This is a genomic window from Chitinophaga filiformis, assembly GCF_900102545.1.
Lineage (GTDB): Bacteria > Bacteroidota > Bacteroidia > Chitinophagales > Chitinophagaceae > Chitinophaga > Chitinophaga filiformis.
In genome coordinates, this window is the sequence record NZ_FNBN01000007.1 from 93,224 (window position 1) to 119,334 (window position 26,111).

A 26,111-nucleotide genomic window follows, 5' to 3' on the forward strand; every position below is an offset into this window, starting at 1 on the left:
ACTAGTCTTTGAAGGATTATAGACGCTCGAAGTCAACTACAGGTATAGATAATAGGGCTGCAGCAATGAAATAAATGCCGGAGTATAAACCTGCTGGTCTTCTTCCCTGATCGCCATTGATACCACTTTGGGTTCGCTTGGTTCCCTGCGAAAGATTCCTATACTGCGAAAGTACTCATGTCGTTCACTCTGTTTCACATGTACTACTTCTTTCAGATAAAATCCAGCTGCGCCGGCCATCGACACAAAATCGCCAAAGGGACGATAAGGCAATAAAATGGAGAACCCTCCTACTGGATTTAATTGCCTGTCAATTACTTTCAACAGATCATTATAATCCAATGTAGTGGCATGCATCGCCTGATTACGCAGATGATTATTGCTTTTCAGGTCTGACTCGTAAAAAGGAGGATTGGTGATGATGAAATCATATTGTATGTCGGCTGCCATTTCCCGGGCATCCGTTTCTATGACCTGCAATCGTTCGTTCCAGGGAGAAGCTGTGAAATTAGCCCTCGCCTGACCAGCAGCGGCAGTATCCAGTTCTATAGCAGTAATGGAAGTTGAAGGTAGTTGCTGCGCCAGCATGAGGGACAACAAGCCGGTACCGGTACCGATATCGAGTATCCGCCGTATACCGGGTTTATTTACCTGCAGGTAAGCGGCTGTACTGGCACCCTGCAGACAGGCATCTGTACATACCTTCATGGCGCAGGCGTCCTGGTATACGGTGAACTGTTTAAAACGGAAATAGTGATTCGCCATCGTCTTTACTAATGATCAAAACCTGCTCTTGCTCCGGGTACTGCATCCAATCCGACAAATTCTCCTGCCTGATATTTATACCATGCTGTCATTGCAATCATGGCGGCATTATCTGTACAATATTCGAATTTGGGAATGTAGGTCTGCCAGCCATACTTTTCACCATACTGTTGCAGGGCTGTCCGGAGACCGGAATTAGCACTTACCCCACCGGCGATACCGATCTGTTTAATGCCGGTTTCTTTGGAGGCTTTCGCCAGTTTGTTCATCAGGATGCTGACAATACGATGCTGGATGGACGCACAGATATCCGCCATATTGTTCTCTGCGAACTGAGGATCTTTCTGCTGTTGTTCCTGCAGGAAGTAAAGGATGGATGTTTTTAAGCCACTAAAGCTAAAGTCCAGCCCCGGGATCTGGGGCTCGGGAAATTTGAACCTGTTAGGATCACCCTGCCGGGCGTATTTGTCGATAAGAGGGCCTCCGGGATAAGGCAAGCCCAGTAATTTGGCACTTTTGTCAAAGGCCTCCCCTGCAGCGTCGTCCAGTGTCTCACCGATGACCTTCATGCTGAGCGGCCCCTCACAGCGTACAATCTGGGTATGACCACCGGAAACAGTCAGACAAAGGAAAGGGAAAGAAGGTTTCTCTTTACCAATGAAGTTGGCCAGTACGTGCGCCTGCATATGATGTACCGCAATCAGTGGGATATCCAGTGCCAGCGCCATGGATTTGGCAAAACAACTACCTACCAGCAGAGAACCTATCAGGCCGGGAGCCTGTGTGAAGGCAATGGCATTCAGTTCCTCCTTACAAACGCCGGCCACTTTGAGGGCCTGGTCCACCACGGGAACGATATTTTCCTGGTGAGCGCGGGATGCCAGCTCCGGCACTACCCCACCGTATTGCTCATGAATAGTTTGATTGGCAATAAAATTAGACAGGATCTCCCCGTCGGCCAGCACGGAAGCGCTCGTTTCATCGCACGAAGACTCTATGGCCAGTATTTTTACAGACATGCCCGCAAAGGTAGGAAATTATAGCCTTTATCAGTTGCTCCTGATAGCTACAACCGGATCCAGCTTAGATGCCAGGTAAGCAGGGATAAATCCTGCGATGACACCGACGATCGATGAGATGGAAAGCCCTAAAATGACATTGTTTAAGGTGAGTGTAAATTCGAAGAAGTCAAGGCTGTTGACAATGACCGTGATGATGTATACGAAGAAGAGCCCCAGTAATCCACCCATCAGGCAAAGGATGATGGATTCCAGCAGAAACTCCATGAGGATCACTTTCTTACGGGCGCCGATCGCTTTTTTCAGTCCGATGATATTCGTACGCTCCTTTACAGTCACGAACATGATATTGGCAATTCCGAAGCCACCTACCACCAGGGCGAAAAAGGCGATAAAACCTCCTCCCAGGTTCACCATACCGAACATCTTGTTGAGGTCTCCGCTTACAGCGGTGATCTCATTCAGGGAGAAATCATCTTCTTCCTTGGGTCTCAGGCGGTGCACACTTCTCATTACCCCTCTCAGTTCATCTTTCAGTTGCAGCAATGTAGCTCCCGGAGCAGCTTTTATAATCAGGAATGGATCTGCAAAGCGACGCTCGTCCACAATGGTACGACCGTAGAAATAAGGAACGACAACACTATTATCGTAGTTGATGCCGTCCACCAGGCTGGCTCCCTTCTTTTTCAGGGTGCCGATAACACGGCATGGACGGCCGGAGATACTAACCGTTTTTCCCAGGGCCTTTTCCGAAGTGCCGAACAGTCCTTCCCAGATATTGGCTCCCAGAATAGCCACATTGGAACCATTTTCATTTTCCTTGCCGGCGAAGAAACGACCGCTGACAAACTTCATGGCCTGAATTTTTTCATAGTCGCCGCTTACGGCAAACAATTCAGTACCTTCCATGTAATCGTCCTTATATTCCACCCGCTTACCGCCGGAAGAAAAAGCGAAGGCAGACAATCCGGCGCTATGGACCTTTTCCTTAATCGGCTCCAGTTCCTGAAATTTGGGCAGCGGACGGTTCACAAACTTCCACCAGGGGAAATCAGGACCACCATCCCAGGGCCATTTCTGGATGTAGATCACGTCGCTTCCCAGGGATTCCACCTCGCTGCGGACGTTCTTTTCCAGGCTGTTGGTAGCGGTCAACACAGCGATAATACAGAATATACCAATGGTTATACCCAGGAGGGATAAGAAGGTGCGGAGTTTATTGACCCGCAGCTCGAGGATAGCCATTCTGAGGCTATTCCACAAAATTTTGATCGTGGCAATCATAGATACATGTAAATTAAAGATTAAACGTGACAATTCCGTACCTTTGCACACATTTTTGGTTATAAAGTAATATGAAGTACGCAAGCGAGATCAATAAAAGGAAGACATTTGCCATTATCGCCCACCCGGATGCCGGTAAAACAACCCTGACGGAAAAGTTCCTCCTGTTTGGTGGCGCTATCCAGACAGCTGGAGCGGTAAAGTCCAACAAGATCAAAAAACATACTACCTCCGACTTTATGGAGATAGAGCGGCAGCGTGGTATCTCCGTTGCGACTTCCGTAATGACTTTTGAGTACCGTGATATGTTGATCAACCTCCTGGATACTCCTGGTCACAAGGACTTTGCTGAAGACACCTACCGTACTCTAACGGCGGTGGACAGCGTAGTACTCGTGATTGACTGCGTAAAAGGGGTGGAAGAACAAACTGGTAAACTGATGGATGTATGCCGCATGCGCGATACCCCGGTGATCATCTTTGTGAACAAGCTGGACCGTGATGGTAAAAATCCCTTTGACCTGCTTGATGAACTGGAAGAAAAACTCAATATACGCGTACGCCCGTTGAGCTGGCCCATCAACATGGGTTCAGACTTCAAAGGGGTATATAACCTCTACAATAAAAGCTTTGTATCATTCGCTCCCAATAAAAAGGCTACTGACGATGACATCGTGGAACTGAGTGACCTGAGCAGCAGCTATATCGATGAACATTTCAGTCCCCAGGACGCAGCCCAGCTGCGTAATGATGTGGAACTGATTGAGGGGGTATATGATCCTTTTGACAATACAGATTACCTGCAAGGTAAAATGGCTCCTGTGTTTTTCGGTAGTGCGGTAAACAACTTCGGTGTAAAAGACCTGTTGGATACCTTCGTTGAAATCGCTCCTGTTCCCCGCGATCGTGAGTCCAGCACCCGTGAGATAAAGGTAAGCGACGATAAATTCAGTGGTTTCATCTTCAAGATACATGCTAACCTGGATCCTCGTCACCGTGACCGTATTGCCTTCCTCCGTGTATGTTCCGGCCGTTTTGAACGTAATAAATTCTATAAACACGTACGCCTGGATAAGGACATGCGTTTCAGCAACCCATACAGCTTCCTGGCGCGTGAAAAGAATATTGTGGACGATGCCTATCCCGGCGACGTGGTAGGTCTGTTCGATACCGGCAACTTCAAGATCGGCGATACCCTTACTGAAGGCGAGAAATTCTATTTCACTGGTATCCCAAGCTTTTCTCCGGAACTGTTTAAGGAAGTGGTGAATAAGGATCCGATGAAAACAAAACAGCTGGAAAAAGGATTACGTCAGCTGACAGATGAGGGTGTTGCCCAGCTGTTCACACAACACGGCGGTAACCGCAAGATCATTGGCTGCGTGGGTGACCTCCAGTTTGAAGTGATACAATACCGTCTGTTACAGGAATATGGCGCCTCCTGCCAGTTTAATACCCTGCCTTTCTATAAAGCCTGCTGGATCACAGGAGAAAAACAGAAAGTAGAAGAGTTTATCCGTTTCAAGCAAGCAAATATTGTGGAAGATAAAGACGGACATCTTGTGTATCTGGCACAGTCAGAATGGTACCTGAATACAGAACGTACCAATAATCCGGATATCCAGTTTCACTTTACATCAGAAATTCATAAATAAAAAAGCCACATCCTGGGATCAGGGGTGGCGTATTTTAGAATTGTACGACCAACTCAAATCGAAGTACAATTGCAGACTGTCCTTATGTATGTAAAACAATAACGCAAAGCTAGGTTAGCTTTGCGTTATTCATTTATACAATCGGGAAATTGATTTACGCAATTGGGAATCAAATTGATTTCGGTTTTGTTATCGTTGCGTGCCATGATGTGTTGGTTCCGGGGGCGTTTGCATCCACAGCCGTTGGTTGGGGTTTACAATCACGCGTTGTTCCGCGGGTTGTACCGCGACGTCTAATCTCCGGGGTTGTTATCCGGCGCGACGAATACGTTCCCCGGGGTTGTTAACCGTCGCAATGAACACATTCCCGGGTTGTTACCTGGTATAACGAACACGTTCCCCGGGGTTAAAAACCCGCGCAATGAACACGTTCCCGGGGTTGAAAACCCCGGCACGATGAATACGTTCCCGGGGTTGTCACCCCGCGCTACAAACACTGAGACTCCTACCGGAGTCCCATTATGCTTTGTTAATGACACAGCATGATCGACTATCGTTTAGTGTATTGCAAGATTATCTCCCGGGTAGTTTTCTCCTCCTTGCCTTCAAAATGGGCATCCATATGCTCTTCATCTTTCCAGCGGTATATGATCTTCTGAGGGTAAGGGCTCTGGAGGTTCTCAGCTACAAATCCGATGGCTTTCAGTACACGTAGTCTAAACCTAACGGGTTCGCCTGTTTGTTTATCCTTCACTGCTGCGATGGTAAAATAAATGGCATCGCCATCGCGGAACAGGAACATATCATCCAGTTTCGTGCTGTCACTTCCTTGAATACGCATCGTTCTCCCCTTCCAGGTGTTATCATCGACACGTTTCCATTTCTCAGCATAGACACCCAACCGGGTCTTCATTGTCCAGTAACCTTCCATGCGGTCGAGGTAATGAAAATCGGTCAGCTGTACCTGCGCGCCTGCGATATGGCAGGCGCACAGGCAACATATCAGTAAGAGGCTATTGCGGAACCACGGCTTCTTCTCCATACATCTGTGATTTATACTTATGGGATGGAGAAGCTATGAATGGGCCAACGTTCAGGGATTCCCATTTCTCATCTATTTTTTTGATGGTAGCATCGTCTGCAACGATGATATTAGGCCAGTCACGTTCAAAATTATCCAGCAAGCGTGTTTTTAATGTGCCATCCATACCGATGCCGGCGCCCATTTTGTCGGGATGACCTGGTAATGGCGGACGAACAACGAAGCTGTCACGACGCGGATCCAGGTTATTACAGAAACGCCATAATGCGGAAGGCAGATCATTGACGTCGACGGTGTGTTCAACGTACAATACCATCTTCACAGCGGTCATTTCCGGCAGGCAATATATCTGTTCATTCAGTTCTTTGATATGCAGCGGGCGGGATTTCTGTACAGCCACCAGGATACAGGGGATGTCTTCCTTCAGCAGGGAGTCATTGATGCCTTTTACTTCAGGGAAACGTTTCAGGATTTCGTGCTTGTCGAACGGATGGTTGCCGACAGGCTGCTGTTCACCGTTACCTGCTATCTCCTCTTCATATTTACGGGTACCGTCGATACACATCTTACCGCCGAAGCCCATTTTGGAGCAGGAGTGATCCAGCACATCCATAGGGCCCTGGCTGAAATAAATATCAGTTGCGGGGTTAAGGTGTTTGAACATATACCGGGCCAGCGCTTTATAGTCCTGAATGTTCGTTCCTTCGTCGGCTACTGCCAGGATCTTGTTAAACATCATTTGTCCGGCGCCCCACATGGCATTCATTACTTTCTGTGCCTGTCCGGAGTAATCTTTTTTGATCTGTGCGATCACCAGGTTATGGAATACACCTTCCACCGGCATTTCCATATCAATGATCTCGGGCACCATGGTCATTTTGATAGGCGCCAGGAAGATCCTCTCCGTCGCCTTTCCGATCCAGGCGTCTTCCTGTGGCGGAATACCAACTATCGTGGAAGGATAAACTGCATCTTTACGGTGAGTGATGGCTGTCACGTGGAAGCGTGGGTACCAGTCGGCCAGTGAATAGTAACCGGTATGATCGCCGAAAGGTCCTTCCCAGATCAGTTCTTCCTCCGGATCTACATAACCTTCGATTACAAAGTCGGCATCAGCAGGGACTTCTATCTCCGGCTGTGTGATACATTTTACCAGTTCCACTTTCTGCTTCCGCAGGAAGCCGGCCAGCATGTATTCGTCTACATTTTCCGGTAGTGGTGCTGTAGCGGAATAGGTATATGCCGGGTCACCTCCCAGGATCACCGCTACCGGCATGCGTTTCTTCAGCTTTTTATATTCCATGAAGTGCCTGGCAGACACCTTATGTTTGTGCCAGTGCATGCCTGTCATGGTTTTATCGAATACCTGCATACGGTACATACCCACATTACGGGTACCTGTATTCGGGTCTTTCGTATGAATTACGGGAAGTGTAATGAACGGGCCGCCATCTTTGGGCCAGCATTGCATTACGGGGAGTTTGGTCAGGTCGGGGTCTGCCATGATCACTTCCTGGCAGGCGCCTTTGCCGCTCACTACTTTCGGCATCCAGGAAGCGAACTGTCCCAGTTTGGGCAGCATGGCCAGCTTATCCAGCAGGCCTTCTTTGGGTTTTGACAATAATTTCACCAGTGCCTCGATCTCATTCGCCACGTCATCCAGCTCCTGTACACCCAGCGCCATGCACATGCGTTTGTAGCTACCCATGGAATTGATCAGTACGGGAAAATCGTATCCTGTATTTTCAAACAGCAGCGCTTTCCCTCCGTTGGGCGATTTGCTCACCCTGTCGGTGATCTCTGCTATTTCCAGCCTGGGATCTACATAAGTTTTGATCCTTATCAGCTCTCCTGCCTTTTCTAATGTATCTATAAAGTGTTTCAGGTGCTTATATGCCATATTTCTAATTGCGATAAATGCGAATGACGAATTACAATCGGTGCAAAGATACACACAATCATAATTCGTCATTCGTAATTCCGCTGGCCGGTGCTGACCGGAGGATTTATCCGGTGCCGGGAAACTGGCTTTCCCGGGCCACTGTTTTGTTTACTACGGCAGTTAGCTGCTTTCCTGCAGGAAACCGGCGCTGGTAAAAATACACCTGATCACGGGTTCCGGCGTCTGGAATGTTTATAGACCGACTACAATAGGACCAGTAGCGATTACCACTCTCGGAGAGCGTTGATATACTACTCTTGGACGTGGTGGTGGAGGCGGAGCTGGTACATATACCACAGGTGCTGGTTCCACATAAACTACCGGTGCTGGTGCAGGACGGCAGCTGTAGTAAGCGCCCCTGTAATCCCGGCTGCAATCATCCCAACGGCCATGATGTACTCTGTAGTTTCTTCCGCGACAGTCGTCGTAATCACGGTAATGACCATGACCTCTTTTTCCCTGAGCCTGCGCACTGAGTATACCTCCCCCTATCAGCAGTAATAATAATACTATCTGTTTCATACTGTTGTCGTTTAATTGTTGGAAAAAATAAAGATTGGAATAGTTCTCTCTGTTAAGAAATAATAATTTGATGAATAAAGATGATGGTGTTCGGTTCGCTTTCTTTTATTAACGGTATTTTTTAATGTATAGTATCTGGATTCGGTTCTGACAGTTGTTTTGTTCTGTCTGGTGAATAAAATTCAAGAAGTATGCCAAAAAATGGTTTTATGTTTTAGAGGGGTGTGTATTAAGTAGTTGGCTGAGTATTTTTTCAGATCAATCTGAGAAAGACAGCAAAAAAAGGATTGACCAGATAGATGAATGTCCTGAAAATCTCTTAAATGACTACCTGACGCTATCAGATATCCGAATAGAAAAGGGTGTATCGTACTTTGATACACCTTTTCTATTATTATATTATACATAAATCAGAACCTTGGACAATTAGAAACCTTCTGCTTCCTCCAGCGATTAGGTCCATATCCACCGCCTCCGCCACCAAAACGGTAGCTGAGTGTAAAGCCGGTAAACACATACCAGTCGTTATACTTAGCTGATCCACGCTGGGTACCGTCAGCGGGATATGTACCTGGTGTAACATGTCCGCCGGTAACTTCATCACCCCGATAAGCATAATTTACAGCCTTAGAGCCGCGTGATCTTAACAAGGTATTCCTGTCTACATAAGTAAGACTCACATCATCCAGGTAGTCGGTAAATGTTTTACGGAAACCAATCTCAAAACCTGCGATCCAGTTATCGGTAAGCAATACTTTGACACCAGCGCCAAATGGGATGGAGATCTGCCGGAGATTGTATTGTTTACGGGTGGGATATTGCGCCAGCCCCTGCCCTTCTGTACTAAGCGCACGGAGTTTAACTGTATTGCCCTGTGCATCTTTGGTAGTCGGATAAAAACTGAAAAGCGCTACACTAGCGAAGACATATGGTGTGATACGTTTCTCATCTAGATCCAGGAAGTTGAACTCTGCACCTAACTGCGCCTCCAGGATGGGTGAACGGAAACTGAGGTTACGTCTTAGCAGCATGGTATCAGTATTGGTGCTGTCAGCACCGGCAATCCTTCCATAGGTTAATCCCGCCCGGAAAGTGAGGTAACGGTTTACATCCCGCTTTACATGAGCGCCGATGGAATACCGGGTATACTTCAGGTCAACCCGCTGCTGTACAAGGTCGCCGCTATAGTTGGAGATACCAAGAAAACCTCCGGCCTGCCAGTATTGGCTAAAGCCTTTAAAAGGGGCACAGATCAATAAAACAACAACTACTCTCTTCCATACAGCACAAGGCAGGCAATTTTTCAATAATTTTAGATTTGGCATCAATTAAGGGGATTGATTAAAGATCAATGTTTATTCACCGGAACATATTCCGGAGTATTTCGGCAGGCATAAGGGGTAAACAGGGGAAATAATCGCAATAATTATACTAATTATAACTCTAACGCCGGAAGTAGATAAAAATTGTTAAATATTCTCTAAAACGGGCGGTCGCAAAACTAATACTTTTCCTGTCTTCTACACAAAATGTACTCAATAAAGCGTTAGACCTCAAAAGGTTTTTTCATTATCTACCACCAAAATCTTAAATTCGATAACTATCACTTAATTAATTATTTAATATGTGAATTATTAATAAAGTAATACAGCTTACAGAAACGTCAGGAAAACCTCGTAAACCTCTTAACACCTCAAACTGAAATCACTTATGAACCATAACCCTGCAGCCCACGAAATGGAGCTCATGGCGATTAAAGCGCTCGGTTTCGCAGACGACCATATATCTGAATCGTTCGAAATGAAGGATGTTTCAGAGTGGCTTGGGATCTCCTACTCTTATTTCTACCACAGCTTTACTACAGTAACGGGAGAACCCTACTGGCAGTATGTGAAACGTCACCGCCTGGAATTATCAGCAGGCCTGCTCAGACATAGCGGCTATAACATCAGTGAGATCGGCGACCGTACCGGTTATGCTACCGTTGCTGCCTACACTAAGGCGTTCACCCAATATTTCAACAGGAGTCCCCGTAGTTTCAGGAAGATCGACATCCTGCCTAATGAAAAACGGACGCTCGAAATGGCAGATCTTATTGTACAGGCCTTCGACAAAAAGGGAGAGGCTATCACCCCTTTGTTCAGCTTTGATATGACTGAGACGGATCAGTTATCGGACAGCACACTGTTCTATATCCTCTTATCCCGCGGACAGGATCCTATTGCCCAGATGATCATGAAAATGACCAGGGAAGAACAGCGTTTGCGGAATATTCTTTCGGCCCTGAACCTGCCCAATGCGAAGGTCATTACCAGTACACTGGATTCTGTGCCCGTAACAGACTATGAACGAATGAGCATGTATGTTGGTATCCTGATCCCTAATAAGGATATTACCACACTCTTCCTGCAAATGGCGATTGCAGAGAAACTCATGACCAAACGCGTTCCGGGAGGACATTATATTACACTGCCTGTGCCGACAGATTTTGCGACCGCTGGTATACCGATGTATGAATTTATTGACAGGTACGTGAAAGAAGGTGTGTTTAAAATGAGCGGTACCCACTTCTTTATATCACTGGTGGCGCCTAATTCATGCGTGATCTATATTCCTCATCTCAGGCAGTTGTTGTAATTCCCATCTCCATTTCCCTCTTTAAAATATATATTTGAGGGAAATACGACTGTCCATGAATGAAGTGAAATTGCCATTCAATGCCAGACTGGCATATACCCTACTATGTATCATACTGATCATATATATTGCCCGCCTGGGCCATACGCTGATCATTCCTCTTGCCTTTGCCACACTCGTTGCTATCATGCTGCTGCCTATTGCCAGTCAGCTGGAACAATGGCGTTTTTCACGCGGAACAGCCGCCTTTACCGTAGTGCTGCTTTTTGTGTTCGTGCTGGTAGGTGTATTCATGTTACTGGGCACTCAGATGGGCGCTTTTGTGTCGGATTTCCCGCAATTGCAGAAGCAGTTGTTATTCCAGCTCAATTCATTACAGACATGGATAAACGTTCAATTTCATATTGATTCCACTCAGCAGATGGATTACCTGGAACAAATGGCCATTGGCACACTGGGTTCTGCTACCTCTTTCGTTAGCAGCACCTTGCTGTCTTTATCTTCTCTGCTGATTTTCATCATCTTTGTACTGTTATATTCCTTTTTCCTGCTGCTTTACCGCTCCCTGATCGTTACTTTCCTGATAAAGGTGTTCAGGGGAAAACACCGTGATAAATTGCTCAATGTAATCATGCAGACCCGGTATATCATCAAAGGATATGTAACAGGGTTAATGATTGAAACGATCGTTGTAGCTATTGTGAACTGCACCATGTTCTGGATACTGGGCATTAAATACGCTACGCTGCTGGGTATTATGGCTGCGCTGTTCAATCTCATTCCCTACCTGGGTATCTATATTGCTACTGTGATCTGTATGGTACTGACGCTGACCAACAGTACACTGGCTACCACTATTCAGGTGGGCGCGGGTCTCCTGATCGTACATTTCCTGGATAGTAACATCCTCCTGCCCCGTATTATGGGTTCTAAAGTAAAGATCAATGCACTGGTCACCATTCTTGGCGTAGTGGCAGGTAATCTCATTTGGGGTGTTCCCGGCATGTTCCTCGCTATTCCTTTTATCGCCATTCTGAAGATCATTTTTGAACATATAGAATATATGCAGCCCTGGGCTATTTTGCTGGGTGATGTAACCATGAAAAGGAAAGCTAAGCCGGTGATCCGCAAGGGGCCGGATACTGTCAGTGAATAAAACGTAATGGATGGAAATACCCACGCTTACGACCGGTAACATTAGTCTCCGGGCCATAGATGAGAGGGATATTGCCGCACTATTCAGCCTGTTCTCGCATGAGAAAGTGGTGCGCTTTATGGATATTGAACGTTTTGTCAATGTCTCGGAGGCTGTACAACTGATCGCTTTCTTCCGCGACAAGCTGGCCAGTGGAGAAGGCATGCGTTGGGCAGTCACCATCAACGGGCATAATGAGCTGATTGGCACCTGTGGCTTTCATCATATTAACAGGACACATTATAAAATGGAACTGGGTTATGACCTGTTGCCTTCCTATTGGGGCAAAGGTATTATGACCAACAGCATATACCGTCTCATGCAATATGGATTTGAGGAGCTGCAGATGAACAGGATTGAAGCGTTCGTTGATCCTGCCAATGCCCATTCACGTAAGCTGCTGCGGAGACTGGGATTTGAGCAGGAAGGGAAAGTGAGGCAGGCGTTTTTTCAGAAGGGAAAGTTTGTGGATGCGTTTTTTTATAGTCTGTTGCAGAAGGATTACAGGTATGATATGCAATTTTGAGTGATCTACTTATCATGATAAAAACGAGATAAAATACTATATAAACCAACCTCATATAATATAATCCTTTAAAATATCTAAACTGAGTATTATCTTCGGCGATCCTTATACCTAACCTATTAATTTATGCAGATTCGTAACATTCTGATGGCAATGCTATGCATGTCACTCAGTTTATCTGTTCAGGGACAAACAGATTCATCAACCACTAAGACTATCTTCTCCAAACCAAAGAAGCCGATCAATTTTACCAAGCTGGAGCTGGTATATCAAAAAGAAACTGTGAAGACTACCGGAGCAAGCTATAGCGGCGCGGGTTTCCGTCTTGCAGGGGCAAATCCCGGTCTACCGGGATACCAATCGCCAACCTACTCTAATGTTAATGCACCTTATATCCGTGTTAATGGGGGTGAACTCAGACGGTTGGATAAACGTGCGAACATGCTCAGACCATATTATACAAAGGCCCCTTTGGCAAACGAACAGCTAACATTAATGAACCAACAGCGAAGACGTGGAGCGGTTCAAGGCTGGACATTGGTAGGCATTGGCACAGTCGCTACAGCAGTTGGATTGTATTCCGCGGTCACTAAAAGCGATGATGAAGATTCCAAGTATTCAGCGTCCCTGCTACAAACTATCGCCAAAGTGCTGCCCGGTCTGGCTGTTGCTTACGCTGGCTTTGCACTTAACCGATACCACACCGCAAAAGCCAAGAAACATCTGGAGCAATCCCTGGAGATCTATAACAAACAATATTATAAACCGATCAAAGCCGACAGTACGGTAAATAGAGCCGGGAACACCGACAGCACAGTGCTTAAATCCCTGGCACCTGAAAATTGATCCCTTTAATGAAGAGAATTATACCACTTATAATATTGCTGTTTTCATTTCAACAGTTAGCATCCGCACAATTTAAAATATTGGCTGAAAGTCCTGCGTTCGAAGAACCGGAGGAAGGATTTGGCAGGCTGCTATTATTAAAGAACGGTAATACGGTGCTGATACAGATCCACCGTGAACAAAAAGATGGCATTGAAATGCGGATCTATAATAAGGAACACGTTGAAACGCTAAAAAAGCATATCAAAGCACGCCCCGGTGGAGATTATGCTACAGAATCCGTTAATGGTATTTTTGAGATCAACGGAGATGTAGCCATACTTATAACGGCCATCATCGAAAAGAAGCCTACTTTATTTCGCATCGTCCTTAATGCTGCTACAGGCGATCTGAAAACAATGAAAAAGATCGCTGAGACAGGAAAACATCTGATCGACGAGGAGAACCCACTATTTAATCCTTTCCTGGTCCGGAAAGATCCGTTAAGTGATTATTATGCGGTGGCTATTTCACATGACAGAGAAGAAGCTCCCACTGATGAACAGGTTGAAGTAATGCTTTACAATGGCCGCCATGAGGAGATCAGCAGAGCTGATTATGCCCTTTCTGATAATAAGTACGGGTTGTTACAACTACACGACCTTGTAGTATATAACGGAGAAACTGTCGGTCTGCTAGGTTACGCATATAGTTATAATGATGTATTGAAACGCAGGGAGGGAAATCTTGTATTGTTAAAACTTGAAAAAAATGAGCATACATTAAAGCTGTCAATGCCCGATCTCATGAAAGGCTCCCAGATCGATGGAGGCATCATCAGGTATAATCCTGTGACCGGCAAGCTGATCCTCCTGGGTTGCGCCTTAATGGACGATGACACAGAAAAAGAAACAAAAAAGAAAGTCACACCGAGACCGGAAATCATAACAGAAGGTAATACAGAAAAGAAATACATTGCCTTTGCCGCATTTGCGAACCCGGCTACAATGAGCATTGAAAAAGTATTCGACGTCTTTCCGGCAGCGGCCAGCGAACGAAGGAAAAAGCTGTTCAAAGACAAAAAAGCATTTTCCGGTATGCCACAAAACCTGTTCCTCAATGCCGACGGAGGATTTTCGATAGTATATGAACACCTCGTCACCTATATACCAGTTGGCAGCAATATCTTTCTGCATACTGTGCATCTTGGCGATATCGCAGTGTCAACTTTTAACAGAGAGGGTATTATGCAAACGTCGGCACTGGTTCCTAAGGAACAACGAATGTATCCATCCTGGCTGGAGCCTTTTTATCACTCAAGGAGAGACAATACCGGAAATCCGTTGCTCCACGGTCAGCAATTCAAATCATTTGCATATCTCAACACTGGCAATAAGAATTATATACTGCTGAATGATACGGAACGTAACATTGACGAGTTGAAATCAGGTAGCATGATCACTATTATGGCAGTTGGCGCCTGCGATGCGTTCTATTACCCTATAGATGGCAGAAATACACTTCCCGACCGTCAATATGTGTTTGGAAACGAAAAAGATAAAAGGACCTTTAAACTCGCCGCTTTCACCATTTCGGATTACGACCAGGCCAATAATATCTATGTTACTATGCAAGTCGAAAATGGAATAAGAGGAAAGAACACAAAAGTCATCTGGTTGCAGCCATAGCCGCACAACATAACAGACAGGAGGCCGCTCATCTCCAAAGCCGGCCTCCTGTTTATTTTATAACTTCTTTATTATCGGTTTTCACTACGTTTGTAACCTTATAATTATTCTCCATACAATGACTTACCGGAACGCAACACTGGAAGACCTGCCAGAAATCGTCGCTATTTACAACACTACTATTGCGGGCCGTATGGTAACCGCTGATACTGAACCCGTTACCGTTGAAAGCCGTATTCACTGGTTCAATGTACACTCTCCTGAAAAACGTCCTTTATGGATGGTAGAAGACAATGGGGGCACTGTAGGATGGGCCAGTTTTCAATCCTTCTATGGCCGGCCGGCATATGACGGAACATGTGAGATCAGTATTTACCTGCATGAGGATCAACGTGGCAAGGGATATGGCAAAGCCATCCTGCGTTATGCCATGGAACAATGTCCGTCTATCGGGGTACACACCCTGCTGGGGTTCATCTTCGCACACAATCTTCCCAGCCTGCGTTTATTTGAACAACTGGGATTTAAGGAATGGGCCCACCTGCCAAACATTGCCGTACTGGACGGTGTGGAAAGGAGCCTGAATATTCTCGGCAAACGGATTTACTAATTCGCATTATATGTGGTGGTTATACGCTCTACTCTCTGCTGTATTCGCTTCCCTGACGGCTATCTTTGCCAAGATCGGGGTATCAAACGTGAACTCCGACCTGGCAACCGCTATCCGGACGATCATCATACTGATCATGGCCTGGGGCATCGTATTTTTCCGGGGCGAAAATAAAGGCCTTCAGCACCTCTCAAAGTTCAGCCTGATCTTCCTGATATTATCGGGTATGGCGACTGGTCTGTCCTGGATCTTTTACTTCAAGGCATTACAGATGGGTAAGGTATCACAGGTCGCCCCGGTTGACAAGCTAAGCGTTGCACTCACTATTATCTTATCCGTCGTGTTCCTTGGTGAAGCGCTGACTATCAAGACAGCGATCGGTGCAATACTGATCATTTCAGGCACACTGGTATTGATTTTGTAACATTTGACCTTGTCAATGACTCAAAGTTGGGTACAAATATGGCAATCCCATCCATATACACAAGATATTGAGTAAAAGTATATTGCAAATAGTTGACGTAATCAAAAATTTAACTCTTTATAACAATCCGTAGTGCGTAGTCCTTACTCGCTGCGGATTTTTTTCCCTTCGGGGAAGATTTAGCCTCTCTGTATCTCTTCCGCTTAATCCCTTCTGTTTCTACGCCTGTTGTCGAGTCGTGCTAAGAACCTGGTCTGTTCAATTATCACACTCTTGCCATCACCTTTCCCTTTTGTTTTCGCTCATTCTTCGTTCTGATTTCTATATCTCCATATCGCTATACCGTCATCTGGATATCACTTTACCGGCATATGTATATCCTTTCGATATAGAGATGCCGGTGAAATGATATGGAAATGACGGTAAAGTGATATGGAAGTAACGAACTCTGATTAATACCAGAGCGAGTTCGGAAGGGGAAAAAGGGGGATTTGGGGAGTTATTTCAGGGAGGAAATAAAGTGGTACAGGAGTGGGATCATTTTATAGGAGGCTTCCATTAAGCTGTTCTTTGCAGATCAGATTGTCTGGAAAGGCAGTTAGATTTGGTAAATGAGATAGATTTTAATTAGATAATCGGGCATAATATATTATTGATTATCAGCCAAATGAAGGTGTAATTTTCGAATTTTTCTTTTTTATTACATGTTGTTACGGTCACTGATTCAGCGGACGGTCGTATTGTTGCGTTGGCCTTACTGCTCAGCGCAGGCTGGGATCACTGGCTATAGTTCTTTGAAGTTCCTTACTATCAGGCTTCGGGAAGGCGGGGGATAATTATTAAGCCCTGGGCGACAATGATTGTTGCGCTGGCCTTACTGCTCACGGTGCAGGCTGGGATCACTGGCTGTAGTTCTTTGAAGTTCCTTACTATCAGGCTTCGGGAAGGAGGGGGATAATTATTAAGCCCTGGGCGACAATGATTGTTGCGTTGGCCTTACTGCTCACGGCGCAGGCTGGGATCACTGGCTGTAGTTCTTTGAAGTTCCTTCCTATCAGGCTTCGGGAAGGCGGGTTGGCCCTGGGATAATTATTAAACCCCTGGTGCAACACGTGAGCACTTCAAATAACTAAGGCCAGTGATTCCCACCTGCCCGCTCGCCTGTTTACGGCCTCAAAGTTTTAGTAAGGCGTCTATATACAGGAGCGTACTTGCCGCGGCCCCGGAGGAGTTAAGTACATTTTCTCCCTGCCTTTGATGCTTTTGACATGGCTTATCTATGCTGTATACATGCCTTATATGTGGACCTAAAGCATTGGAACGATGTGATTGTTGTACCGTTAGTCTAGAAATACCGTCCAGCGCAAAACTTTATAACCCAAACTCCAAATACCACAAAAAAAGAGGTGCATCCCTCAAGACGCACCTCTTAAAATATATTCACTTACTACCCTTTACCTACTGATAACCAATTCCTTCACCTTCTTAATCTCATACACACACCGCCTATCCCCGGCAATAATATGATCAACCCGCTTCACTTCTGCACCATCCCCCATAATCGCCTGGAAGGTATTCAACTCTGAAGTACAGATGTTAGCACATTGCGTAGCCGCACAACAAATAGGACAATGGTTCTCTATAAAGATGAACCCGTCCTCTTCCTCGCGCCATTCCGCCAGATAACCTTCGGAACTACGGATGGTAGCAAACTGCGCCAGTCGCTCTGCCAGGCCGGTAATACCTGACAATGCCTTCATATATTTTTCCTGCTGCTGGAATTCACGGGCAGCCACAACTTTTACGAGTGCCTCTTCTCCCAGTTCCTTGCGGATGGTTTCTATTATTTGCAGCGTCAGCTCCACATGCGTATCCGGAAAGTGAGCATGGCCCAGCGGTGTAAGGTCCCAGATTTGAACAGGCCGGCCTACTCCTCTGGATGTTGTAGCCGACACCACAAGCCCCTCCTCTGCCAGCTTCAGCAGCTGCAGGCGGGCGCCCTCTCCTGTCATACGTAATGCGGCTGCCAGCATAGCGGCCGATTGAGGCCCCTTCGTCTTCAGTAACTGCAAAAATTTGTCGGCAGTTGCTTTTGTGATGGGTCTATAATTTTCCAAGTTCTTACTTGTTTTATTCTCAAATGTCGTAATTTTGTAGGAGTTAAAAAAATTTGTTGCCAGAACAACAGCTTAAAACAGAGAAACACTAAATGAACGTATTGATCTTCAACGGCACAATGGACAGTAGCCCCTATACCACTGCAAACCAGTTAACGGGCTATTTCGCAGAACAGTTCCGGCACAAGGGATTTTCTACGGAAGTGTTCAGCCCTGTTGACGGCCATATTCCGTTCTTTGCATATCCTAAGGGCGACATGCCCGATTCCGTTAAACATATGTGTGATGTATTCCTGAAAGCGGATGTCCACGTATGGCTTACCCCCCTTTATCACGGGAGTATGACTGGTGTCATGAAGAATACACTGGACTGGCTGGAGATGACCAGCAAGCTCAGTAATCCTTATTTAACGGGAAAGGTTGTAGCTTTGGTATGCTGGGGAGATGGTTCCCACGCCATGCAGGGCATCAACGCAATGGATTCGGTAGCGAAAGCCCTTCGGGCATGGGTACTACCTTTTTCAGTGCCAATCATGAAAGAACACTTGTATGATGCTGAAACTAAAACATTTACAGCATCTTATAAAAATAAATTCGATAGGATGATCTCCCTTCTGGGAGACTCCAGGATCGGAGATAAAAAGCAGGTGAAAGATACTACCGGCAATCTCTGATCTTAAGAGAAAATTGGAGACAAGGTCGGTGACAAGCACCACCAACATGCTCCAGGATCGGGGATAAAAGCAGGTGAAAGATACTACCGGCAATCTCTGATCATAAGAGAAATGGAGATAAGGCGGGTGACAGACACCACTAACATTCTCCAGGATCGGAATAATGAGGGAATATACAACCGGAACTCCCGGATCCGCAGACAGGATTGGAAGAAACCGGTGACAAGACACCTCAGCTATCCGGTCAGAATAATAATACTAAGGTGATTTCGTATAAAAGGAAGCAATTATGATAACAGTATCAGAAAAAGCAGGCGAATATATAAAGGCGCTCATGGTCAAGGAGAATCATGCTCCCGGTACTTTCGTACGCGTTGGCGTAAAAGGCGGCGGTTGCTCAGGACTGGAATATGTGTTGAAATTTGAAGCAACCGACCATCAGGAAGGTGACCAGACCTTCGAAGATAAAGGTGTAAAGATCGTGGTGCAGATGAAGAGCCTCCTGTACCTGTACGGCACAGAGCTGGACTATTCAGATGGTCTCAATGGTAAAGGACTCTACTTTAACAACCCTAACGCTACACGTACCTGTAGCTGTGGGGAAAGCTTCGCGGTATAATCCTTTATCCCCGGACTTCTGCATTACTTAATTAACTCGGAAAATGAGAAACAGCAACGAAATAATAGATGATATAGCCAACCGGGAATACGAGTTTGGCTTTACTACCGACATCGAGATGGAGATGGCGCCGGTGGGTCTTAACGAAGACACCATCCGCTTTATCTCTGCTAAAAAGGAAGAACCAGAATGGATGCTGGAATGGCGCCTGAAAGGCTACCAGGCCTTTAAAAAGATGCAGTTCCCTAAATGGCAGCATTTTGAAATGCCTGAACTGGACCTTCAGAAACTTTCTTACTACGCAGCACCTAAGAAAAAGAAACAACTCAACAGCCTGGACGAAGTAGATCCTGAGCTGCTGGCTACTTTCGAAAAGCTGGGTATTCCCATCAACGAACAGAAAGCACTGGCCGGCGTTGCTGTAGACGTTGTTTTTGACAGCGTTTCCGTTGCCACTACTTTCAAGGAAAAATTAAACGAACTGGGCATCATCTTCTGCTCATTCGGTGAAGCAGTAAGGACACATCCTGACCTGGTTAAGAAATACCTGGGTACTGTAGTACCTCACTCCGATAATATATTTGCCGCCCTGAATGCTGCGGTATTCTCCGACGGCTCTTTCGTATACATTCCGAAAGGCGTACGCTGCCCAATGGAACTGAGTACCTACTTCCGTATCAATGCGGAAAATACCGGCCAGTTCGAGCGTACCCTGATCATTGCCGACGACAATTCCTACGTAAGTTACCTGGAAGGCTGTACAGCTCCCAAACGTGATGAGAACCAACTGCATGCTGCAGTAGTGGAACTGATCGCAATGGACCATTCGGAGATCAAATACTCCACTGTACAGAACTGGTATCCTGGTGACAAGGACGGTAACGGCGGTATCTACAACTTCGTGACCAAACGCGGTATCTGCAAAGGAAACAGCAGCAAGATATCCTGGACACAGGTAGAAACCGGTTCTGCTATCACCTGGAAATATCCTAGCGTGATACTGCAGGGCGACGATGCTGAAGGCGAATTCTACTCAGTAGCGGTAACCCGCAACAAGCAGATCGCTGACACCGGTACCAAGATCTATCACCTGGGTCGTAATACCCGCAGCCGTATCATTTCAAAAGGTATCTCTGCAGGTCATAGCGATAATACTTATCGTGGTCTTGTACAGGTAGGTCCGCGTGCGGCCAACGCACGTAACTTCACCCAGTGTGACTCCCTCCTGATAGGCGACCGCTGTGGTGCACACACCTTCCCTTACATCGAATCCAGGAATAGTACTGCTACCGTAGAACACGAAGCAACTACTTCCAAGATCGGTGAGGACCAGATCTTCTATCTGAACCAGCGTGGTATCGATACAGAAAAAGCAGTAGCACTGATCGTAAATGGTTATGCACAGGAAGTGCTGAACCAACTCCCGATGGAGTTTGCGGTGGAAGCCCGTAAGCTGCTTTCTATCACACTGGAAGGAAGCGTAGGATAATAAAACAATTTACAAAAGCAAAAACAACAGAGAAACATACAATCATGCTGACGATTAAAAATCTGCACGCAGAAGTAGACGGTAAACAAATCCTGAAGGGAATCAACCTGGAAATCAGGAAAGGAGAAATGCATGCTATCATGGGTCCTAACGGCTCCGGAAAAAGCTCACTGTCTTCTGTGCTGGCGGGTCGTGAAAATTATACTGTAACACAAGGTGAAGTGATCTTCGAAGGGAAGAACCTGCTGGACATGTCTCCCGAAGACCGTGCACGCGAAGGCCTCTTCATGGCGTTCCAGTATCCCGTTGAAATTCCGGGTGTATCCAACCTGCATTTCCTCAAGACCGCATTAAATGAGATCAGGACTTACCATGGTCTGCCTGCGATGGAATCCAAAGAATTCCTGAAGCTGACCAAAGAAAAACAGCAGCTGGTAGATTTTAATGCTAACCTGATGAACCGTTCTCTGAACGAAGGTTTCTCCGGCGGTGAGAAAAAGAGGAATGAAGTGTTTCAGCTGGCAATGCTCGATCCGAAATTAGCCATCCTGGATGAAACTGATTCCGGCCTCGATATTGACGCCCTCCGCATTGTAGCTGCCGGCGTGAATAAACTGCGCAGTGCAGATAAGGCTTTTATGGTTATTACCCACTACCAGCGTTTGCTGGAATACATCGTGCCTGATTTCGTGCACGTGCTGTACAATGGTCAGATCGTTAAGACCGGCACCAAAGAACTGGCACTTGAGCTGGAAGAAAAAGGCTACGACTGGCTGAAAGAAGAGGTACACCAGAAAGAATCTGTATAACGCAAAAAGAACCATGACGAGCGATAAATCATTTTACGAATTTATATCCAACGGGGTACCTGGTCCCGAGCAGAAAGTAGATGCCGACAACGCTATTCTTCCTGCCCGCAAGCTGGCATTTAGCCGCTTCAAGGAACTGGGTCTGCCTACGATCAAAACCGAAGAGTGGCGCTATACTAACATCCAGCGTTATCTCAAAGACGCCTTTACCCTGGCACAGGAAGAACAAGGTACTGTAACGGCAGAGCAACTGAAAGCTGCCAGCATCCCTCACCTGGACAGCTACCGTGCTGTACTCGTGAACGGACGCCTGCAGGCCGACCTCTCCGTACTGCCTTCCGGAGGTAAGATCACCGTCTCCAAACTGAGCGACGCTGCCGGCAATCCACAGCTGCAGGCATGGTTTGATAAACACCCTCACCTGCAGTCGCAGCCTTTCGCAGCGCTCAACGCTGCCCTGTTTGCCGATGGCCTGTTCATCGAAGCAGGTACAAACGCTACCCTGGACAAACCACTGCACATCATTCACGTGTATACTGCTTCCACCAACGCGTTCATTCAGCCCCGCCACCTGGTGGTACTGCATAAAAGCGCTACACTGGAAGTTATTGAAAGCGCTGTAGGCATCAATGATAATGCCATCACTTTCGTAAATGCCGTAACAGAAGTTGTACTGGAAGAAAACGCTGAACTCTGGCATTATAATATCCAGAACACCGTTAAAAACAGCCGTCATATCCATAATACTTCTGCTACCCAGAAAGCTGACAGCCGCTATCATCATTTTAACTTTACCCTGCCATCTGCAGAACTGACCCGTAATAACCTCAGCGTAGCGCTGACAGGCAGCAATACGGAAACCAATCTGCACGGCCTCTACCTGGCTACAGGTACCCAGCACGTAGACAACCACACTTTTGTGGATCACCTCGTGCCGAACTGTAACAGTAATGAGCTGTACAAAGGAGTATTGCTGGACGACGCCAATGGCGTATTCACCGGCAGGATCCATGTAAATGTAGATGCGCAGAAAACAAATGCTTTCCAGCAGAACAACAACCTGCTGATGAGCGAAAAGGCGAACATCAATTCACAACCTCAGCTGGAAATATTTGCAGATGATGTGAAGTGCAGCCATGGATTTACGGTAGGCCGCTTCAGCGATGAAGCACTGTTCTACCTGCGCTCCCGTGGTATTGGTGCGGAAGCCGCTAAATCACTGCTGGTAAATGCTTTTGCATTTGATATTACCGACCAGGTACATATCCCGGCTTTACAGGATTTCCTCGCAGAAAAGATTCGCCAGTATGTAGCCGGCGCTATCAATAATTAATTCGATCAGAAATTCCGATCTTTGCACGAGGTCATCCAGGTTCATCCCGGATGACCTCTGATGCTTCAGAGAAGAATGATAAACATTTAGAGTATTATGCAAAACGTACCAGACATCACTGTTCCGGCAATAGATATAGAAAAGATCAGAAAGGATTTCCCGCTGTTACAGGAAAAAGTATATGGATTACCACTCGTATATCTCGATAATGCTGCTACTACCCAGAAGCCGCAGATCGTGCTGGATACGTTAATGCACTACTATATCCATCTCAACAGCAACGTACACCGCGGTGTACACCATCTCAGCCAGGAAGCAACTGCTGCTTACGAGAACTCCCGTAAGACCGTTGCCTCCTTCCTCAATGCACGTAAACCGGAAGAGATCATCTTTACCAAGGGTACTACCGACAGTATCAACCTGATAGCCTATTCCTTCGGTCGCGGTGAGATCAAGCCCGGCGATGTGGTACTGGTATCCGCTATGGAACACCACTCCAACATCGTTCCCTGGCAGATGATGTGCGAAGACAGGGGCGCTGAAATGAAAGTCATCCCGATGGATGAAAACGGAGAACTGATCATGTCAGAGTTCTCTGCCCTGCTGACCGATAAAGTGAAGATCATTGCGGTAACATACGTATCCAATTCCCTTGGTACTGTTAATCCCGTACGCGATATTATAGCCCAGGCACATGCCCGCAATATTCCTGTATTGCTCGATGCGGCACAGGCGGTACAGCATATGCCTGTGGATGTACAGGAACTGGACGTAGACTTCCTCGTATTCTCCGGTCATAAGATATACGGTCCTACCGGTACCGGTGTACTATATGGCAAGGAAGAATGGCTGGACAGACTGCCTCCTTACCAGGGTGGTGGTGATATGATCAAGACGGTGACCTTCGCCAAAACCATCTACAACGTACTGCCGTACAAGTTTGAAGCGGGTACTCCCGATATCAGCGGCGCCATTGCGCTGGAAGCTGCTATTAAATACGTACAACAGATAGGTGTTGAAAATATCCAGGCATGGGAAGAACAGCTGGTAGATTATGCTGTACAACAGTTACAGCAGATCGAAGGTCTGCGTTTCATTGGTAATGCAAAACATCGCTCCGGCGCTATCTCCTTCCTGGTAGACGACATTCATCCTTATGACCTCGGTGAACTGCTGGATAAGCAGGGTATTGCTATCCGTACCGGCCACCACTGTGCCGAACCTGTAATGGGCTTCTTCTGCATCCCTGGTACCGTACGTGCATCGTTTGCAGTATATACAACTTTCGAAGATATAGACAGATTAGTAGCGGGCATTAAAAAAGCCGCTGCTATGTTAAGATAACAGGATTATGACTATCAAAGAAAAACAGGACGAGCTGATATCAGATTTCTCTTTCATGGAGAACTGGATGGATAAATACGAGCACATTATTCAACTGGGTAAGGAACTGCCGCTGATAGACGAAAAATATAAAACGCCTGATCATCTCATTAAAGGGTGCCAGTCGCAGGTATGGCTGCATACCGACATGCAGGACGGTAAACTGATCTTCACCGCCGACAGTGACGCTGTGATCACCAAAGGGCTGGTAAGTCTGATGATCACCGTATTCTCAGGACATACGCCCAAAGAGATCGCAGAATCTGAAATATACTTTATCGACGCGATCGGTTTGAGCAGTCATCTCTCTCCTACCCGTTCCAATGGGTTACTGAGTATGCTCAAGCAGATCAAATTATATGCAGTTGCCTATGAGGCAAAATCTCAATCACAAAAAAACGGCAAAGAGCTATGAGCGAAAATACAACGACACTACGCGACAGGATTGAAGAGGTACTGCGCACGGTATTTGATCCGGAGATACCGGTGAATATCTTTGAGCTGGGCCTTGTATATGAAATCAGGATAGGCGATAATAACCGCGTTGCCATCACGATGACGCTGACAGCACCAGGTTGTCCGGTAGCAGGCGATATCATACGTGAAGTAGATGAGAAAGTGAGGGATATTGAGGGTGTATCTGATGTGGATGTGACCCTGACTTTCGATCCGCCATGGAATAAAGATATGATGAGCGAGGAAGCCAAGCTGGAACTGGGCTTCATGTAATCAGTACAGGAAAATTCTTAAAAGCCGGTGTTGTTAATACAGCACCGGCTTTTGTTATTCTGCTATCAGCTATCATTGTTGTTCGGTAACTTTCGCCCGTAACTATTTCTTCATACAAGTCCTCCTTTCCCCTGTAACTGTTTGTTTCTCTTGACTGTTCGCGGTTCTCTCCCCTCATCCAACAGCTTATTTCCATTCAGCCAGCTCCTATTTTCACCTTTCTGCTAAACATTCGAACTGGTCAGGTTGTTATAAGGTTTCGCTACCTTTACCTTTGTCATCTTATTACCTTTTTAAAACTCAGTTATGTTTGAACAATTAACACAACTCATTCAGCAGAGCGGTCTGCAATCTGTCATCAACAATCCCGAAGTACCTAACGAGCACAATGACGCTGTGATCGCCGAAGCACAAAACTCTATCCTCTCCACTTTTGGTCAGCTGAATGCCAATGGTGAAACACAACAGGTAAATGAAGCGCTTGCATCTGCGGATCATCCGGTTACGCAGAATATCCAACAGAACTTTGCCGGCAACATCATGGAAAAGTTTGGCATCAATAGTGCTACTGCTACAAGCATTGCTGCAACCTTAATCCCTACTGTTCTGAATGCTATCAAAGGTGGTGGCGGTACATCCGGTGCTACCGGTGGTCTCAACATCCAGGACATTTTATCTTCCCTGGGTGGTAACAGTGGTTTTGGCAGCGGTAATATCCAGAGTTCTATCAATAGTATTGGTGGTAAACTGGGACTGGACAAAGACGGAGACGGTGATGTTGATCTGAACGATATTACAAAAATGTTCAGGTAATTATCAGATGG

General features: G+C 46.3%; 25 protein-coding genes. 17 read left to right on the forward strand and 8 right to left on the reverse strand.

Annotation, left to right across the window (positions count from 1 at the left end):
• Nucleotides 1–36: 36 nt before the first annotated feature.
• Genes BLR32_RS24650 through BLR32_RS24660 form a run of 3 tightly spaced genes read right to left on the reverse strand, consistent with a single transcriptional unit; the run spans nucleotide 37 to nucleotide 3,068 of the window.
• A complete protein-coding gene (locus tag BLR32_RS24650) occupies nucleotides 37–765 on the reverse strand; it encodes a tRNA1(Val) (adenine(37)-N6)-methyltransferase (RefSeq protein ID WP_089835602.1) in 729 nt (242 codons plus the stop codon).
• Between the two features lie 8 nt (nucleotides 766–773).
• Nucleotides 774–1,784, reverse strand: coding sequence for a tRNA (adenosine(37)-N6)-threonylcarbamoyltransferase complex transferase subunit TsaD (gene tsaD, locus BLR32_RS24655; protein WP_089835604.1), 1,011 nt, complete (start codon nucleotides 1,782–1,784; stop codon nucleotides 774–776).
• A gap of 30 nt (nucleotides 1,785–1,814) precedes the next feature.
• Entirely contained in the window at nucleotides 1,815–3,068 is a 1,254-nt protein-coding gene (locus tag BLR32_RS24660; RefSeq protein WP_089835606.1) for an ABC transporter permease, read from the reverse strand.
• Nucleotides 3,069–3,139: 71 nt separating this feature from the next.
• On the opposite strand from BLR32_RS24660, the gene BLR32_RS24665 reads away from it, so the two are divergent.
• Complete coding sequence (locus tag BLR32_RS24665) at nucleotides 3,140–4,723, forward strand: peptide chain release factor 3 (RefSeq protein ID WP_089835608.1); 1,584 nt, start codon at nucleotides 3,140–3,142, stop codon at nucleotides 4,721–4,723.
• Nucleotides 4,724–5,273: 550 nt separating this feature from the next.
• On the opposite strand, the gene BLR32_RS24670 is transcribed toward BLR32_RS24665, so the two are convergent.
• The 4 genes from BLR32_RS24670 to porG all read right to left on the reverse strand — a co-directional run bounded on the left by BLR32_RS24670 (nucleotide 5,274) and on the right by porG (nucleotide 9,554).
• Nucleotides 5,274–5,765, reverse strand: coding sequence for a hypothetical protein (locus BLR32_RS24670; RefSeq protein ID WP_143011570.1), 492 nt, complete (start codon nucleotides 5,763–5,765; stop codon nucleotides 5,274–5,276).
• On the reverse strand, nucleotides 5,737–7,665 hold the full coding sequence (locus BLR32_RS24675) for a menaquinone biosynthesis decarboxylase (RefSeq protein WP_089835613.1): 1,929 nt from the start codon (nucleotides 7,663–7,665) through the stop codon (nucleotides 5,737–5,739). Before BLR32_RS24675 ends, BLR32_RS24670 begins: the two co-directional genes overlap by 29 nt.
• A 234-nt stretch (nucleotides 7,666–7,899) precedes the next feature.
• A complete protein-coding gene (locus tag BLR32_RS24680; protein WP_089835615.1) occupies nucleotides 7,900–8,229 on the reverse strand; it encodes a hypothetical protein in 330 nt (109 codons plus the stop codon).
• A 410-nt stretch (nucleotides 8,230–8,639) separates the two neighbouring features.
• Nucleotides 8,640–9,554 (reverse strand): type IX secretion system protein PorG, encoded by a 915-nt coding sequence (gene porG, locus BLR32_RS24685; RefSeq protein ID WP_143011571.1) that lies wholly within the window; start codon nucleotides 9,552–9,554, stop codon nucleotides 8,640–8,642.
• A 385-nt stretch (nucleotides 9,555–9,939) separates the two neighbouring features.
• On the opposite strand from porG, the gene BLR32_RS24690 reads away from it, so the two are divergent.
• The 7 genes from BLR32_RS24690 to BLR32_RS24720 all read left to right on the forward strand — a co-directional run bounded on the left by BLR32_RS24690 (nucleotide 9,940) and on the right by BLR32_RS24720 (nucleotide 16,134).
• Nucleotides 9,940–10,866, forward strand: coding sequence for a helix-turn-helix transcriptional regulator (locus BLR32_RS24690; RefSeq protein WP_089835619.1), 927 nt, complete (start codon nucleotides 9,940–9,942; stop codon nucleotides 10,864–10,866).
• 55 nt (nucleotides 10,867–10,921) lie between these two features.
• Complete coding sequence (locus tag BLR32_RS24695) at nucleotides 10,922–12,022, forward strand: AI-2E family transporter (protein WP_089835621.1); 1,101 nt, start codon at nucleotides 10,922–10,924, stop codon at nucleotides 12,020–12,022.
• 10 nt (nucleotides 12,023–12,032) lie between these two features.
• Nucleotides 12,033–12,587, forward strand: a complete 555-nt coding sequence (locus BLR32_RS24700) for a GNAT family N-acetyltransferase (RefSeq protein WP_089835623.1) — start codon at nucleotides 12,033–12,035, stop codon at nucleotides 12,585–12,587.
• A gap of 126 nt (nucleotides 12,588–12,713) precedes the next feature.
• Entirely contained in the window at nucleotides 12,714–13,433 is a 720-nt protein-coding gene (locus tag BLR32_RS24705) for a hypothetical protein (protein WP_143011572.1), read from the forward strand.
• 8 nt (nucleotides 13,434–13,441) lie between these two features.
• The gene (locus BLR32_RS24710; protein ID WP_143011573.1) at nucleotides 13,442–15,100 is read left to right on the forward strand and encodes a hypothetical protein; all 1,659 of its coding nucleotides are present in this window, start codon (nucleotides 13,442–13,444) and stop codon (nucleotides 15,098–15,100) included.
• Between the two features lie 118 nt (nucleotides 15,101–15,218).
• The gene (locus BLR32_RS24715) at nucleotides 15,219–15,710 is read left to right on the forward strand and encodes a GNAT family N-acetyltransferase (protein WP_089835629.1); all 492 of its coding nucleotides are present in this window, start codon (nucleotides 15,219–15,221) and stop codon (nucleotides 15,708–15,710) included.
• Nucleotides 15,711–15,720: 10 nt separating this feature from the next.
• A complete protein-coding gene (locus BLR32_RS24720) occupies nucleotides 15,721–16,134 on the forward strand; it encodes an EamA family transporter (protein WP_089835631.1) in 414 nt (137 codons plus the stop codon).
• Between the two features lie 1,454 nt (nucleotides 16,135–17,588).
• On the opposite strand, the gene BLR32_RS24725 is transcribed toward BLR32_RS24720, so the two are convergent.
• Nucleotides 17,589–18,251 (reverse strand): helix-turn-helix transcriptional regulator, encoded by a 663-nt coding sequence (locus tag BLR32_RS24725; RefSeq protein ID WP_089835633.1) that lies wholly within the window; start codon nucleotides 18,249–18,251, stop codon nucleotides 17,589–17,591.
• Nucleotides 18,252–18,343: 92 nt separating this feature from the next.
• Here BLR32_RS24725 and BLR32_RS24730 point away from each other — a divergent pair, with 92 nt between their 5' ends.
• The 9 genes from BLR32_RS24730 to BLR32_RS24770 all read left to right on the forward strand — a co-directional run bounded on the left by BLR32_RS24730 (nucleotide 18,344) and on the right by BLR32_RS24770 (nucleotide 26,100).
• Nucleotides 18,344–18,925, forward strand: a complete 582-nt coding sequence (locus BLR32_RS24730) for an NADPH-dependent FMN reductase (protein ID WP_089835635.1) — start codon at nucleotides 18,344–18,346, stop codon at nucleotides 18,923–18,925.
• A gap of 289 nt (nucleotides 18,926–19,214) precedes the next feature.
• Entirely contained in the window at nucleotides 19,215–19,544 is a 330-nt protein-coding gene (locus tag BLR32_RS24735; RefSeq protein ID WP_089835637.1) for a HesB/IscA family protein, read from the forward strand.
• 43 nt (nucleotides 19,545–19,587) lie between these two features.
• The gene (gene sufB / locus BLR32_RS24740) at nucleotides 19,588–21,033 is read left to right on the forward strand and encodes a Fe-S cluster assembly protein SufB (RefSeq protein ID WP_089835639.1); all 1,446 of its coding nucleotides are present in this window, start codon (nucleotides 19,588–19,590) and stop codon (nucleotides 21,031–21,033) included.
• 44 nt (nucleotides 21,034–21,077) lie between these two features.
• The gene (gene sufC / locus BLR32_RS24745; RefSeq protein ID WP_089835641.1) at nucleotides 21,078–21,842 is read left to right on the forward strand and encodes a Fe-S cluster assembly ATPase SufC; all 765 of its coding nucleotides are present in this window, start codon (nucleotides 21,078–21,080) and stop codon (nucleotides 21,840–21,842) included.
• Between the two features lie 13 nt (nucleotides 21,843–21,855).
• Entirely contained in the window at nucleotides 21,856–23,175 is a 1,320-nt protein-coding gene (gene sufD, locus BLR32_RS24750) for a Fe-S cluster assembly protein SufD (protein WP_089835642.1), read from the forward strand.
• 96 nt (nucleotides 23,176–23,271) lie between these two features.
• Nucleotides 23,272–24,519: an aminotransferase class V-fold PLP-dependent enzyme gene (locus BLR32_RS24755; RefSeq protein WP_089835644.1), complete on the forward strand. Its 1,248-nt coding sequence runs from the start codon at nucleotides 23,272–23,274 to the stop codon at nucleotides 24,517–24,519.
• 7 nt (nucleotides 24,520–24,526) lie between these two features.
• On the forward strand, nucleotides 24,527–24,973 hold the full coding sequence (locus tag BLR32_RS24760) for a SufE family protein (protein WP_089835646.1): 447 nt from the start codon (nucleotides 24,527–24,529) through the stop codon (nucleotides 24,971–24,973).
• Entirely contained in the window at nucleotides 24,970–25,287 is a 318-nt protein-coding gene (locus BLR32_RS24765) for a DUF59 domain-containing protein (protein WP_089835647.1), read from the forward strand. The genes BLR32_RS24760 and BLR32_RS24765 overlap by 4 nt, the downstream gene beginning before the upstream one ends.
• Before the next feature lie 306 nt (nucleotides 25,288–25,593).
• Entirely contained in the window at nucleotides 25,594–26,100 is a 507-nt protein-coding gene (locus BLR32_RS24770; RefSeq protein WP_089835649.1) for a hypothetical protein, read from the forward strand.
• Nucleotides 26,101–26,111: the final 11 nt, after the last annotated feature.